We start from the raw sequence: 15,819 nt of genomic DNA on the forward strand, positions 1-15,819 counted from the left end.
ATGAATCCAAAGGTAAGTGTCGTCATTCCTTTATACAATGCTGAGAAATTCTTGGTGCCATGCGTGGAATCTCTTGTTGCCCAGACGTTGCGAGAATGTGAGTTCATCTTCATTAACGATGGCTCGTCGGATGGCAGTCAGCAAATAATTGAGCGCTTCTGCAAGCAAGACTCAAGGATCAGGCTGATTAATCAGAACAATCAAGGTGTAAGCATGGCCCGCAACAAGGGGCTGGAGGCAGCGGCGGGCGAGTACGTAGGTTTTGTAGATGCGGATGATTACATAGATGCTGATATGTATGAAACTTTCTATCATGCGGCGAAGCAAGAAGATTATGACGTTGTTATAACTAATTTTGAGAGTGAATTGGAAGGACTTAAAGTGGTTACAAGTTATCCATTCCCAGTGGATACAAGATTGACAAGAGAATACATAGAACGCGAGATTTTAACTTACTTTTTAAAATCAGATCAATTGAACGCGGTGTGGAACAAGCTGTACAAACGTAAATTGATTATAGACAATGATGTGAAATTTCCAGAGAAAATGGCATTAGGTGAAGATGGCATGTTTAATATGAAATTTTTCGTACATGCGCAGACGGTCACTTATAAGAATTATAGAGGCTATCACTATAGAGAAGTTGAGGGAAGCGCAACTCGAAACATATTGGAGAAGGATTACTTCAGAAAGGCACTGGAGGTATATGTAAGGGACATATCAGATATAACTTTCAATTACATAGATCCAGTTAAGACCAAGGAATTGAGAGCAATTAAGTTCATTCGAAGTGTGATGGCTAATATTTATGTGTATCTGAATCCAACGAACAAACTTAGTTTTAGTAAAAGGCTGAAATACGTCACGCAGATGATTACAAATCCTTATGTTAAGGAGGCTTTACCTCTCTTTTACCATCATGAATATCGATATTTGGGGAGAAATGAGAAGGTTATGGCCAATCTGATTCGCAGAAAGTCAACGCTAGGGCTATACCTTTGCACCATGTACAGTAGATTTAGAAGTAAATCATTTTGAAGGAGAAAAGTCGAATGAAAATAATGATGTTTGCTCATAATGGCAGTCTAAATCGAGGATGCGAGGCCATCGTACGATCCTCAACGAATATCATAAAAGAGAAAATCCATGGATCGCAAGTGTATCTTGCTTCAGGAAAACCGGAAACAGACCGTTTAATCTCCAAATTAGATGGAATTTATGATGGGTCGTCCCGTCGCCTGAAGAGGTACTCCTATGAATGGCTGTACTCCTCGGTGCAAGTGAAGTTATTTCAAGATGAATCGTATGCGCTTGGTAAAATTCATCAAAATATTGTCAAACACATTCCGAATATGGACATTTGTCTTTCCATTGGCGGGGATAATTACTGCTATGGGGAACAACCAGGATGGTATGAGATTAACAAGAGAGTGAAAGCACAGGGGAAGAAACTCGTTTTATGGGGCTGCTCGATAGGTCAGGAAGATATGTCAGAGAGAAAATTAGCAGATTTAAAGTTATTTGATCTTATACTTGCCCGAGAAACATTAACGTATCAAATGTTGAAAGACAAGGGTTTGGATAATGTGAAATTGTGTGCAGATCCCGCATTTACGATGGAAAAAGAAGAATTGGATCTGCCGGATGGATGGCAGGCGGGCAACACCGTAGGACTTAACTTCAGTCCTCTTGTTTTGGAGAGAAATGCCAAATCCCAAGTCGCAGTAAAAGAATTGATCGTTCATATTTTAGATAAAACCGATATGACGATTGCGCTAACACCACATGTTATCCAGACAGGAAACGATGATTATGAAGTTCTTCAGAAGTACTACGAGGAATTTCAACATACGGGTAGGGTGATTCTATTGCCCAATGATTTAAATGCTATCCAGTACAAAGGGTATATTGCAAGAATGAGATTTTTCATTGGTGCCAGAACGCATGCAACGATAGCGGCTTACTCCAACTATGTTCCAACAATGGTACTTGGTTACAGTGTAAAGTCGAAAGGGATTGCTAAAGACATATTTGGGGAAGAGAAATTGGTGTTGGGTATTGAAGAAATATCGGATGGATTAAAGCTGAAAAGTAAATTTGATGAAATGTTGCAAGAAGAAGATGAAATAAAAGCGACACTACGCCAAACGATTCCGCGCATCAAAGAAATGTCTTATAAAGCTGTTGAGTACTTAAATCAACTAGTTTAGTAAATGAGGTATAAAATGAAAAAAAAATTGCTTTTTATTATGCCCAGTTTAACATCGGGTGGTGGAGAGAGAAGTTTAGTCACGTTATTAAACAAAATTGATTTTGATTTGTATAGTGTAGATTTGTTCCTATTGATGCATGAAGGACTATTTGTAGAGTTCGTCCCAAAAGAAGTACGGATCATTCCATTGCCGGATACTTATCATATGTTTAGCTTGCCGCTGCTTCAATCGCTATGGAAATTAGTAAGCAAAGGCAATGGGAAGCTAGCCTACAACAGATTGATGTTTACCTTCAGGAATAGAAACTTGAAAAATGTCGCTTTAAGAGAACAATATAATTGGAAGTACATCTCCAAATCGCTGGAGAATATCAAAGGGAATTATGATGTCGCAATTGGTTTTTTGGAAAAAACGGCCACTTATATCTGTGTGGATAAGGTGGACTCAGCTGCCAGGAAAATAGGTTGGGTGCATATTGACTATGATCAATTGGGCATGGATCCTGTGTTTGATCAAGCCTATTTTGATAAATTAGATCAAATTGTTACCGTTTCCCAGGAATGTGCGACTGTGCTTGAGAGTAGATTTCCTGAACAAAAGGAGAAAGTAAACGTTATCTATAATATTGTTTCCCCCACCTTCATTAACTCAATGGCGGATCAACATCATGAAGAACTGTTCGAAAAAGAAGAAAATCAAATTGTCATCCTATCGATAGGACGATTGCATTATCAAAAGAATTTTGTCATAGCCATTGAGTCTTGTAAAAAGCTAATTGACCGCGGCTACAATATTTCGTGGAACATTATTGGCGATGGTGATGAACGAGAACGGCTGCTAGCGTTAATCAAGGAATACAACTTAGAGAACCATTTTAAACTATTAGGCCTTAAATCGAATCCATATCCCTACATCAAGCAAGCCGATATTTATTCGCAAACCTCAAGGTTTGAAGGGAAATCCATTGCTATTGATGAAGCCAAAATCTTAAATAAACCCATTATTGTAACGAATTTCAGTACCGCTAAAGATCAAATTACCCATGGGATTGATGGCATGATTGTGGAAATGAATTCAGATGCGATTGCCGATGAGATTGAGAAAATGATTATTAATGCAGAGCTGAGAACGAAGTTAACAACTAATTTGGCAAGCTTACAACTGGGTACTGAAGATGAAATAAACAAGTTCTATGAACTTATAAATAGGTGAGACGATGAAAAAAAAGGTATTGTTCATAATGAATAACTTAACCTGTGGCGGCGCTGAGAAAGCACTTATCTCACTGCTGGAAACAATGGACTATTCGCACTACGATGTGGATTTATTTTTACTCAAGCATGAGGGAATGTTTTTTTGCAAAATCCCTAGTGCTGTCAATGTGTTGGAAGAGCCAAGTGACTATCGGTATTTCGATATGTCGATGAAAAAGGCGTTCCAGGATTGCCTAGGTAAAGGAAAATTTAAAATAGCCCTAAATAGATTGCTTGCCGGTTTTATTTATAAGAATGAAAAAAATTCGGCAAGATCTGAGCAAAGGGCATGGAAATACATATCCAAATCATTGCCCAACCTACATACAAGATATGATATAGCCGTCGGATATCTCGAGAAGAATCCGATTTATTTTTGCATAGATAAAGTGAATGCTGGTAAGAAATTAGGATTTATTCATAGTGACTATAATAAGATGGGCATGGATGCTTATATAGATCAAAGCTATTTTGGTAAACTGGACCATTTAGTCACAGTGTCGGAAGAGTGCCGGGAAATCTTAAAGAAGAACTTTCCGATGCACACCGAAAAGATTGAGGTTATGTATAATATTGTATCTCCAGCAACTATACATAATTTAGCATTGGAGCAAGTGAATTGGCCGGGGAATGAGCTCAAGCTTGTTTCTGTAGGCAGATTAAATCATCATAAAGGCTTTGAACTTGCTATCGATGCATGCAAAGAACTTGTTCAAGCCGGATATCAGGTGAAGTGGTACATCATAGGTGAAGGCGAAGAAAGAAAAAATTTAGAAAAGTTAATAGCAGAAAATGAATTGAAGGATACGTTTAAACTGATTGGTCTAAAGGAAAATCCATATCCGTATATCAAAGCCGCTGATATTTACATTCAATCTTCCCGTTTTGAAGGGAAATCCATAGCTGTAGATGAAGCCAAAATTCTTCAAAAGCCTATCGTTGTAACGAACTTTAATACGGCAAAAGATCAGATAAACGATCATGAGAATGGCCTAATCGTAGATATGAACTCGAAATCCTTGTTTGAAGGCATAGCAGCATTGATTGATAATCCTGCATTAAGAAAACAATTTTCAATGCAGCTATCCAACGAGCAATTAGGAACAGAATCAGAAATCCATAAGCTTTATGAAATGTTTAAGTAACGCAAAGGGGACTGCTCAAGTGATTATTCAATTGGTAGGTATAGTGCTGATAAGCATCATTGCGATTACAATCATCATTGACATCGTTCCGTTATTCAGGGACTGGCTGAGTCGCATTCATATTGGACGATATGAAGATAAACAAATTTGGAATAAATCCATCACCAAAGTTGGGCTTAAGTGGCTGCATACGACTCCGAAGATTAAAGTGACCGATCACACCCGATTAGTCGTCATTGATATGTTGAAAGGAAATTACACGAAGACTGCCATTCAGCATTGGCAGGAAGCGGCATTGTTATTGGGGATGTCTGAATATTTAGTTAACAATGATGATAAAGAAGCAAAAAAAGCGCTTATGAGGTTTCTGAATTTGAAATTTGACAGTAAGGGCCAGTGGCTGGAAACACCTAAACATGTGGATACAGCCATTTTGGCGTATGCCGTCATGAAGTTGGGGTTTATTGAAACAGACCGCTACAAATTGGCGCTTGATGCGACATGGGACATGATCAAAGATCATATTGGTCATGATGGTACAGTTCAATACCGTACCTTTATGAAGGGCTATCGGTATGTGGATACGATTGGTTTTGTTTGTCCGTTCCTGGTTGCATACGGCATTCGTTATAAGAAAGATGAATGTGTAGATTTGGCATTGAAACAGATTAAAGCCTATGAAGAGCGCGGGATGCTGGAGGGGCATCATATCCCAAGTCATGCCTATGAAGTAGATGATAAGCTGCCACTAGGCTTATTTGGTTGGGGTAGAGGGCTTGGCTGGTATGCCATAGGTCTCATAGACGCTTGGAATGAACTGCCCAGTGATCATACGTATAAAGCCATTTTAGAGGAAAGTGTGAAAAGATTTGCCAAAGCGGCAATCGTCTTTCAACAGGCGAATGGCAACTGGAACTGGACCGTAACCAGAGGTGAATGCCGGCCAGATTCATCTACTACGGCTACATTGGGCTGGTTTATGTTGAATGCATCCAAAATCGAAGAAATTGCGGACATGTGTTTAGACAGCGCCAATCAAGCATCCAATTATTTGATGAAGGTAACGAGACGGAATGGGGCTGTAGATTTCTCGCAAGGAGATACGAAAGACATTGGGGTGTACTCCATGTTATTCAATATCCTGCCTTTCACGCAAGGCTTTTGTATCCGAATGATGAACTTTAATCATGGTTTTAAGGTCGTGAAGAGATGATCATACGCAGAATGATGACCTTTGTGAAGGTTAGAATTAGAAAGTATTTCTTAGAAGAGATTTGGCTGGAGGATTATGTGAAAATGGGGATGAAGATTGGGGAGAATTGTTCCATTCAACCCGGGGTTGTATTCGACTATACGCATTGCTGGTTAATCAAAATAGGAAATAATGTGACGATCGCGCCGCAAGCTTACCTACTAGCACATGACGCCAGCACCAAAAACTTAATTAATATGACGAAGATTGGAGCCATTACGATTGAAGATGGTGTTTTCATTGGCGCAAGGGCGTTAATCATGCCTGGTGTTACCATAGGTAGCAATTCAATCATTGGTGCCGGAAGTGTTGTAACGAAATCAATACCTGCAGGCAGCATTGCTGTTGGCAATCCAGCTAAAGTTGTATCTTCCGTAGAAGCGTATCTCGAAAAAAGCAGAAGTCTTCTAAAAATGAGTAAAAACTACGATGTTACCTATACACATATGGGCAATATCACTGCACTTAACAAAAATAAAATGTACGAAGAATTATTAGATGAAATAGGGTTCGTCGTATGAGAACCAAAAATTCGCTGATCAACATAGGTGTAGGACTTGGCAATCAATTGATTATTACGTTCTTAAGCTTTTTTTCAAGAACAGTGTTCATTCACACGCTAGGCTTGGATTATTTAGGCGTTAATGGTCTGTTCACGAATATATTAGCGATGCTCTCGTTAGCGGAGGCCGGTATCGGGTCAAGTATTATTTATAATCTGTATAAACCAGTGGCTGATCAGGATAAAGATAAGATCTTGATGCTGATGAAATTGTATAAGAAAGCGTATTTAGCGATTGCAGTTGTCGTTCTTGTGTTGGGCCTAGCTGTCCTGCCGTTTCTTAATTTTTTTGTCAAAGAATCGAGTGTCTCACATATCCATCTGATTTATCTTGTCTTCCTGATCAATACGGTTACTCCTTATTTATTTCAGTACAAGAGTTCTTTTCTTAATGTGAATCAGAAAGGATACATCATAACGGGGCTGTTCTCGGTCTCATCGATCCTTTCGACTTGTCTGAAGATCGCAATTCTTTATACGACGCAGAACTATTTGGTATATTTAATTATTGACAGTGTCATTACGATTACGAACAACATCATTTTATCGATGATTGTTGATAAGCTATATCCTTTTCTCAAGGAGAAGATCGCAGGCAAAATTGACAGTCTGACCAAAAGTAATCTAATCAAAAATATTAAAGCCATAATCCTGCAAAACGTAGGCTCCTACTTAATTTTTGGAACGGATAATCTGATTATTTCTTATTATGTAAGCGTTGCTGCTGTTGGCTTATACTCCAACTATTTTATGTTAATCGACATTTGCAGGACGTTTATTAATCAGATTTTCAATAATATTTATCATAGCGTAGGCAACTTAGTGGCGAAGGAGACCAAAGAAAGAATATACAGTGTATATAAAGTGACCATGCTGCTTAATTTCTGGTTGTATTCCTTGTTTGCAATTGTTTTATTCATAACGATCGAGCCGTTTATCACGCTTTGGATTGGTTCGCAATTTCTAATGGATAAGCTGGTGTTGATTGTTCTGGTCATTACCTTCTACGAAAGAGGCATGAGAAACTCCATAACAACCGTTAAGACAACGGCGGGAATCTTCCATGAAGACAGATATGTGCCCCTGTGCCAAGCAGCCGTCAATCTCGTTTTTTCTATTATTTTAGTAAAATCGATCGGAATTGCGGGTGTATTCATTGGTACCTTGATTAGTGCCATGTTAGTGCCGTTTTGGACTACGCCGTATTTTGTGTATAAAAAAGTATTTCAATTGTCCGTTCTACGGTACTTTGTCCGTTACTTCTACTATGCAGCGATAGGCGTGGGGACTTGCCTGCTTACTGAATTCTTCGCTCATCTCATTGACGTCCATTCCATCCTTACCTTTGGAGCAAAAGCGCTGCTTTGTCTACTTGTACCGAATTTAGTTTATATCCTTATTTTCCATAGAAGCGATGAATTTAAATATTTGGCGAGAATTGCTATAGGCATATTGATGAAGGTACAGAGGAAAGTGATGCCAGCAGCAGCCCTGAATCAACGGGAATTGTGAAAGGAGCGTCTTCAATGAAAGAGTCTTTTCAATTTAATCCGGATACGATTGCTTATCTTCTGAATAAGCGTGCAAAGACATGTCCAAGTGATATTGCCTATTGTTTTCCAGAGCTGCATCAGTATTATGCATGGGGCACGATATGGGAGGAAGTTCAACTTCTGGCGCGGGGTTTCCTTCATCTAGGTATTAAGAAGGGCGATTCAATCGCTCTGCTCATGACGGGAAGAATGGAGCTGATTCTTTCGATGTTCGCTACAGCTTGCGTTGGAGCTGTCATCGTTCCTCTTAATTCCTACTCGAAGAAGGATGAAATCCGTGCCTATCTGCAAAGCGCAAGTCCTAAAGCTATGATTATTGGAAAAGAAGGGCATCATCTGCACTATCCATCCCTGCTTATGGACATCATCACAGATTGTCGCCAAAGTGAGCTGGCATCCCCGTGGCTTCCTGCGCATATTTTTGTTGTGGATGCTGACGATGATCAACCCGCACCGTTACGTTCATTTACGCAGTTAGTGAAACTGGCTTCCTTTACCGAAGAGGAAGAGCTGCGCGCGGCATGTTCGCTGACGAATGTCAAGGATCCGCTCATCCTGCTGCACACCTCAGGCACTCTTGGCTCTCCCAAAGGGGTGCTTCGCACAACAGCTTCCTTCTTAGTAGCTACCCCTGTCGGCAAGAAATCAGGGAAGTTGACGGGGATGCTGCAGAAGATGACGGATGTAATCGCCCGGCATTTCTCCGTCATCAATTTGCTGCCGCTTTATCACCTTGGCGGGTTTGGAACGATATTTACGAATCTGAAGGTATGCAATATCCGCATTGTCATGCTTAGCTATTTCCATCCTATACAGGCGATGAAGATCACAGAGAAGGAAGCTTGCCGGATTATGATTGGCACGCCATATATGGTTCAACGGATTCTGTCTGCTGCACAAGGGAATTTCTCCTCGTTGTCGACGCTTATCGGCATTTCTTTTACTTCAGCTGCAGTCAGCAGTTCACTGCTCCGCAGAGTCAGCGAAGAGCTTCGCCTGCTCTTTTTTATGGTCACTTATGGTTCTTCTGAAGCAGGCTCAATTGCCAATGGAACTTGCTTCATTGGCGGACAAAGAAATCTGCTGTTGTCTCTTTTATTCAAGCTGCTTACCCGCTCCCATTTATTAAGCGGAGCTGTCGATTTTGAACAATTTGAGCAAAACAAGCATAGTCTGGCCGGCAAAATCGATCGAGGCGTAGAGGTGAAAATCATCCACCTTGAAACAGGGGAGGAGCTGCCCAGCCCTCAGCAAGGTGAAATTGCGGTACGAAGCCATCGAGTCCTGAGCAATGCCAAGAACCAGCAGGGATGGCCGCATTTTACCCCAGACGGATGGTACAAAACAGGTGATCTAGGTTATTTGGATGAGAATAAGCTATTGACGATTTCCGGCAGACTGCATCGCCTCATATCCCGAGGCGGAGAGAAAATATCACCACTCGAGATTGAGGATTCCTTGTTGGCGAACCCGGAGGTAGAAGAGGCCTTCGTGCTAGGGATTCCTGACGAATTATATGGCGAACAGGTCTGTGCTTGTATTGTCGCAAGGAAGGGATCGAATGTGAATGCGCAATCCATTAGAAACAGCTTGGCACTGCAGGTCTCTGCCTTTAAAATTCCAGAACACATCGTATTCTTATCTGAACTGCCGTTATCTTCAACAGGCAAAATATCTGTCGTAGACATTAAATTGCTTGTCATGAAAGGAATGGGAGAGGAAAGAGTGTATGCGTAGGTATTATCCGGGCATTACCATATTCAAGCTGGTTGGCTGTTTGCTTGTCCTGTTCTCCCACCTCATGTTCAATCGTTATATGGGCACGATCGCCAATCCTCAACTTCGATTTCTTGCACTGCCATTAGGTGCGATTGTTCCTTGTTTCTATGCTGTTGCAGGCTTCCTAGCGTATAAAGGATGGACGAATGCAAGTGACTCTCGCACGTATATGAGAAGGAACATCTTGAGAATTTTGTATATGTACATTCCGTTTTGTTTACTGTTTATGGGGCAGTATATTATCCCTGAATTGATTCACGGCGGGCTTAATATGGGTAACCTTATCCTACAAGCCAAGATCCTGAGCGCGGCCGTTGTTCTGAATGGTCCATCAGTTCAGTTATGGTTCATACCACCGCTTTTATTCAGTATGTTTGTCTGTTATTGGCTGATCAAGCGGAGCGGGATGCGCGCTGCATTGATTCTTGGGATCCTTGGTTTTCTTCTAAGTCTGCTCTTAACCGGTAGTCTTCGGGCTGTCCTCGGAACGAGTCTTAATGAGCTTCTATCTGGAATTCCCATGCTAGACTATTTCAAATTGTTCATCTATCGATATTTGGGCCTTGGGTTCCCATTTGTGTTAACCGGCATTGTCATAGCCAAATACGAAGAGAAGTTTTTTCGTGCTCGCGTATGGCCGATGATTATGATGGCGGCGATCATTTCAACGCTGGAGCTCATCTACTTGTTGCAGTTCACAGCGTGGAGTGCTGAGTACAAGATAACCATCGGCATTATTCCGAATACGGTTCTGCTTTTTTACTGGATTCTTCATGTCAAAAGTCAGGCGATTCAAAAGTATCATAAATTTATTAACTTATTTAGTGTCGTGACGTTCTGCGGGCATATTCTTTTGATGCAACTGAACCTCTTCTTGCTGAACTGGGACGTGGCAGTGTTGAGTGGTCAGCAGAATGTTGTTTATGTGATGCTAACCTTTATGGAATGCCTCCTTGTTAGTCTGCTTCTGTATAAGTGGAGCAGCGCTTTTGCGCTGAATCCCCTTTATATGTACGGGAAACGCAAAGAAGGTCATTCCGACCAAAGCATCTAGAGGCAACAGGGAATTTGTCGTCTTCCGGTTGCTAGTCATCGTTTGAAATGGTCTCTTTATGGAGAACCTCTAAGAAGTGAAAGGATTGATATTCTAACATGTATAGGTTTGTTTTTATTTTGTGCTCCGTCTGCCTTTGCTTGCTTCCAGTATGGCCCCATGCTTCGTATGCCGAGACGGCTGCACCTGCTTCTGTTTCTAGTCAAGAACGTATCTATGAGCTCGATTTAGCCAAATGGCATATTTACAATGATAATTCGCATGCTGCTGAAACGACGGATGGCTTTAATGATGCACTGAAATGGGCGCATGATCAGGGGTTCAACGTCTTTAAGGTTCCCGCGGGAACGTATTTGATTGCCAAGGGAACGGATGGGACTTGGGATGCACGCGGACGAATCAACATGGTTAGTGATATGAAATTTTGGCTTGATGAGAAAGCGGTCATTCAAAAGGAACAAAACGGATTTCAAGGCTACACGACATTGCTTGTCGGTGTAGGCGTTAAGAACGTAACCATTGCTGGTGGAACGTATCGCGGCGATCGAGATACACATGATTATTCCAAAGGAGGCACCCATGAAGGCGGGTATGGGATTGCTACCAAAGGTGCGATTAATGTTACGATTGATGGCGTAAAGACCCAGAACTTTACGGGTGACGGGCTTTATATAGCCGGCGGCAGCGGGTATATGCAGGATTTGTATGAAAATGGCTTCGAATCAGGCGGCCTGGATGATCAAGGCAATCTGACGAAGGATTCATCGAAAATAAGAACCAAAGCAAGCTGGAAATTAACAGACCCATCCTTCGATTTGACGCACAGCCTCATCATTGACAACGGTCATCAGCTGCCGGATGTCTATGATATTTATTTTTACAAAGCGAACGGCACTTTTCTCGCCAAAGTAAAGCAACAACCGCAAGGGAAGTATGTGTCTATTCCAGCAGGAAGCGATTCTATGAGGCTTGCGTTTAGCGGAACTATCCAAAAAGGCACCTATGTGGAAATATGGAACAGGGTGCAGTCTACCAATATTACGATCCGGAATGCCGATTCTTCGTTTAATCGTAGACAAGGATTGAGTATTAGCGGAGGTAAAAATGTTACCGTGCAAAATAGTGCTTTTCATGATATAGGTGGCAAAGGCGGTACAGCGCCAATGGCGGGAATCGACGTTGAAGGCGGCGCCGGCGATAACGGATTTATTAATGAAAACATTACCATAAAAAATAATAAGTTTTACAAGAACAGCAGATATGATGTTATCTTCTACGACGGCCACGACGGCCTATTAGAGAATAACCATTTGGCTTCTACTGGAGCAATTGGGCTTGCTGTCTCTGATCCTTTCACAGGGGCAACAATTAAAGACAATAATTTTGAAGGGACAAGTATTTATGCCAGTCATGATGTGACCTTCATAGGCAATGCCATCAGTGACTCGCTGACTCATTTCGATGGACCTAATATTAACATCAAGGGGATGACAGCAACCAATACGAATTTCGCGATTAGCAGCTCCAAGCCTTTTGGTGTAACGGCTTCGGATATTACAATCAATCTGACGAAAAAAACCGCTGAAGCAGGTTTATCCATCTGGCTAAATCCTGTCCATCTAACGAATGTCACGATTACTGGAGCACCTGCTTTGCGAGCGGTCTCTGGCGGGAATGTGGAGGGCAATATTTTTGATAACCTGACCGTTACTGGCTACAATTCAACTTATGGCTTAGATTTACCGCCGGGGACTTATAATAACTGTGTGTTTAATGGTCCAAGCGATGGAGGCAAAGCAGTTCCGAGTGTTGGGAAACCCGGTAAATATGTATTTAATAATTGCTCATTTACAGGCTATGGCGGATTAGCTGCTGGCAATGAGAATTTGGATCTGACCATCACCAACTCTAAATTCAATCTATCTGGCAATACTTCGGCCATTTCGGTAACTGCTGCGAAAAAGGTGCATATCGAAAATAATCAAATTACCGCAAGTGGGATTACTACAGCTTCCACTGAAATTATCAAGCTGAATGATTTCTGGAAAAAAGCGCAGCCCAATCTCATTTTATCCGCGACGATCAAAGGGAACACGATTACTTCCAACATGGAAGCTGTTGGGATTTCAACGATGTATGTGGGAACAGGGGCGCCTGCTTTCCAGGTATGGAATAACATTTTGAATAAGGCCATTTTAAAGTTAAAAGCAAACGACATCCACAGCAACAATTAATTGCTCGGAAAAACAGCAAAGGAAGGTGAGCGGCGAGGCCGCTTATCCTTCCTTTTTGCTATCCAGTTACAGGGTAAGGTTATCCAGCATTCTGGTATTTGCATTAATATCTGTCGTGACATTATTGAAGATACACTTCGCTATGGTCACGGATTTATCACGAGTAAGCCAGTGCAAATTGATTTTGGTGTTCTCGAGGTAGCTATTGGTAACAACCGCTATGGTGGTACTGTCAGTTTTGCCTATGCTTGAGTTGATCAGCGTACTGCGATTATTCGTAACGTTCCCGTTGTAGTTGATACCAACATTTTGAAATAAACAATTATCAGCGATGACTTTTCTTGTATAACGTGCATCATTGGAGCCTAGAGCGATATCGCCTCCAAGTATGCCTGTTTTTGCGCGTAGGAACGAGCTGTTGCTTAAATTGCAGGCTTCGAAATTGGCCCCGCCTTCAATCAGTGTAATCCCGTCGATGGTAATCGGTCTGCCTGCATAGTTGGCTGGCGTTCGAATATCCATTTCAAAGTTTTTGACCGTGATATTCCGGAGAATGCCGCCTGTGAGAAGCAGCTGGAAATTCGGTGATAACGAATTATCAGCCCGCCAGTCTCGTTCAACCGTAATATCAGAGATATAACATCGGCCATAATTATAACGGCTTAGATTGAATCCATTCGTGCCGATATCCGTGATGGTGATGGGCTTTCCGCTTAAAGTTTCAGAGACCTGAAAGCTGTTTGCAGTAATATTTACCGTATAATAAAGCTTATCGACACTCGCACCCGCAGGAACCTTGCCAATCCATTGCTCAAAGATAACCTTTGCGCCATTTCCTAAGCCGTGCGGCGTGCTGAAGGTGAAGGTACCAGTTGCAAGATCAACAGTAGGAGTACCAAAGTAACCATAGGTACTTGAGCCGTAGAAGAGTCCATTTACAACCTTGCTGTTCGTAATGACAGCTCCCGCGATGTCGGCAATTTTGATATTCCCATTCGTGCAGAGTGCCCCATCAACGAAATTGTCCCCTTTAACGGTAAGCTCACAACTAATCATTGTGTTGTTTAGATATTTCACATACATATTGTTCAAATAGGAGCTTATTCCGCCGACATTATAGCCTTCAAATGTATTGTTGTCCAAGGTCACATAGATACCATCGGCATTCACGAAGTGCCCGCGGTTATTGTTCAACAAATAATTGTCTCTAATATATATTCTTGTATTGAGCTCAAAGCCTGCTTGATTTAATTCAGGGCGCCAGGTCGGTATGTTGGTTTCTGACCACATGGATTCAATATCGATGCCAAACATGGGAGCTGTGCCATCTTCGGTTTTCCCATCGTCAGCTCTACCGATGTAACGTATTTTATTGTTCGTAAACGTGACGTCATTGGAGCCTGCGATAGAGATTCCTTGTCTTCTACAGTGATGGAGATCACAGTTATGGATATAAATATGGGAGCCCATCTGATCTTGCGTGTAATCTGCGGGATTAAGCTTGTATTCGAACCAGGATGCGAAGATGGCGTCCCCCGTGCAATTACTGATGTCTACGTTATCTATTTGAATATGGTTTGCGCCGGCAAGTTCAATCCCATGTCCCCATTCATGCGTATAATTCTGAGAATCGACTTTGGCAGCAAGCTGGGCGATCTGATCGTCGGTAAGTGGGGAGGATGTAATATCAATGGTGAATATCATCTTGTTGGCATTTTCGATTTCTGCAAACCAACCACGTCCTGTTGGAGATGCCGGAGCGAACAGACCGTTCGTTCGAGACCCGGCTAAGGTGCTGCTGGATACCGTATCTTTATATTGAAAGAAGCTATAACCCGTGGAACTAACGCCAGTCATGCTCCATAATCGGAAACTCTTAAGTAATCCTGGATTACTGTATCTGTCTACAACCTCGCTGCGGATGAAATTGGGATTCGCATTTAGGGAACCATCCGGGTTGACTCCGCCGCGTACAAACTTGACGGCTAATTGATAGATATGCGATTTCTTATCGCCAATGACGGTTCCGCCTGATATTCTCGAGTTAGATGTGCCTTTTAAACTAAAGATTCTATACCAAGGAGAAGAGGTAGCTTCCAATTGCACGAGGCAGCCGTCGGCCATTTCAAAGTGCATGCGGCTGGGGATAAGGAGGCAAGAGAAAGAGGTATTATCGATCTTGAGTGTATAGGTACCATTGGGGAGGAGACAATGGGTAATTCCTTGAGAGCTTGCCCACACTAAAGCGTCGTTAATGCCTTTGGTTGTAGCGGCAGAACTTGTTCCGTCATTTTTAATATTCCATGTCGCCAGATCGATGACATAAGGTTTGGAGACAGCGCTATCAATGCTCAGACTCTTGGGTACCCAGCTGGATTGCGTGCTATCATAACTGAGAACATCGTTCGCTGAAGGAAGTTTGGTGGTTAGATTAATATCATCAAGATCACTAAGATTAACTTTTATCATCTATACTCACCTCTTCGTTTTTGTATAGTGTATGAATTGCTAGATCGATGAGTGAGGGTTATAGACTAGAAGGTTAAATAAATATTCCCCATTGACACGTTCTTTATAAAGAACTACAATAAAAACAAGATAAGAAAGAGCAGATTCACCTATTTTTTTTTGAATAAATGTTCTTTATAAAGAATTAATAGAAAGTTATGCGTTCTTTATAAAAGAATTTAGAGCATGCAATGAGCTGTTATTCTTTATAAAGAACTCCCGCGCAAGCTGATGGATCAGCCGGTGATGCCTCCTTACCGTTATCA

General features: G+C 41.7%; 11 protein-coding genes. 10 read left to right on the forward strand and 1 reads right to left on the reverse strand.

Annotated features, from left to right (window positions below; all coding sequences use genetic code 11):
* From HQN90_RS11435 to HQN90_RS11480, 10 genes are all read left to right on the forward strand, one after another.
* The gene (locus HQN90_RS11435; protein ID WP_173218292.1) at nt 1-1,038 is read left to right on the forward strand and encodes a glycosyltransferase; all 1,038 of its coding nucleotides are present in this window, start codon (nt 1-3) and stop codon (nt 1,036-1,038) included.
* 14 nt (nt 1,039-1,052) lie between these two features.
* Nucleotides 1,053-2,210 carry a polysaccharide pyruvyl transferase family protein gene (locus HQN90_RS11440; protein WP_173218294.1) on the forward strand — a complete coding sequence of 386 codons (1,158 nt, stop codon included), beginning with the start codon at nt 1,053-1,055 and terminating at the stop codon, nt 2,208-2,210.
* 15 nt (nt 2,211-2,225) lie between these two features.
* A complete protein-coding gene (locus HQN90_RS11445) occupies nt 2,226-3,425 on the forward strand; it encodes a glycosyltransferase (RefSeq protein WP_173218296.1) in 1,200 nt (399 codons plus the stop codon).
* 4 nt (nt 3,426-3,429) lie between these two features.
* Complete coding sequence (locus HQN90_RS11450) at nt 3,430-4,611, forward strand: glycosyltransferase (protein WP_173218298.1); 1,182 nt, start codon at nt 3,430-3,432, stop codon at nt 4,609-4,611.
* A gap of 19 nt (nt 4,612-4,630) precedes the next feature.
* Complete coding sequence (locus HQN90_RS11455; RefSeq protein ID WP_173218300.1) at nt 4,631-5,824, forward strand: glycoside hydrolase family 88 protein; 1,194 nt, start codon at nt 4,631-4,633, stop codon at nt 5,822-5,824.
* Entirely contained in the window at nt 5,821-6,384 is a 564-nt protein-coding gene (locus tag HQN90_RS39320) for an acyltransferase (RefSeq protein ID WP_173218302.1), read from the forward strand. The genes HQN90_RS11455 and HQN90_RS39320 overlap by 4 nt, the downstream gene beginning before the upstream one ends.
* Nucleotides 6,381-7,937 carry a lipopolysaccharide biosynthesis protein gene (locus HQN90_RS11465; RefSeq protein WP_173218304.1) on the forward strand — a complete coding sequence of 519 codons (1,557 nt, stop codon included), beginning with the start codon at nt 6,381-6,383 and terminating at the stop codon, nt 7,935-7,937. The genes HQN90_RS39320 and HQN90_RS11465 overlap by 4 nt, the downstream gene beginning before the upstream one ends.
* A gap of 14 nt (nt 7,938-7,951) precedes the next feature.
* Nucleotides 7,952-9,715: a class I adenylate-forming enzyme family protein gene (locus HQN90_RS11470; RefSeq protein ID WP_173218306.1), complete on the forward strand. Its 1,764-nt coding sequence runs from the start codon at nt 7,952-7,954 to the stop codon at nt 9,713-9,715.
* Entirely contained in the window at nt 9,708-10,811 is a 1,104-nt protein-coding gene (locus HQN90_RS11475) for an acyltransferase family protein (protein ID WP_173218309.1), read from the forward strand. The genes HQN90_RS11470 and HQN90_RS11475 overlap by 8 nt, the downstream gene beginning before the upstream one ends.
* A 98-nt stretch (nt 10,812-10,909) precedes the next feature.
* Entirely contained in the window at nt 10,910-13,045 is a 2,136-nt protein-coding gene (locus HQN90_RS11480; protein ID WP_173218311.1) for a right-handed parallel beta-helix repeat-containing protein, read from the forward strand.
* Between the two features lie 66 nt (nt 13,046-13,111).
* Here HQN90_RS11480 and HQN90_RS11485 read toward each other — a convergent pair whose 3' ends face one another.
* Nucleotides 13,112-15,514: a right-handed parallel beta-helix repeat-containing protein gene (locus HQN90_RS11485; protein ID WP_173218313.1), complete on the reverse strand. Its 2,403-nt coding sequence runs from the start codon at nt 15,512-15,514 to the stop codon at nt 13,112-13,114.
* Nucleotides 15,515-15,819 lie beyond the last annotated feature (305 nt).

The organism is Paenibacillus alba, from assembly GCF_013204855.1.
In the GTDB taxonomy this organism is placed as follows: Bacteria; Bacillota; Bacilli; order Paenibacillales; family NBRC-103111; genus Paenibacillus_E; species Paenibacillus_E alba.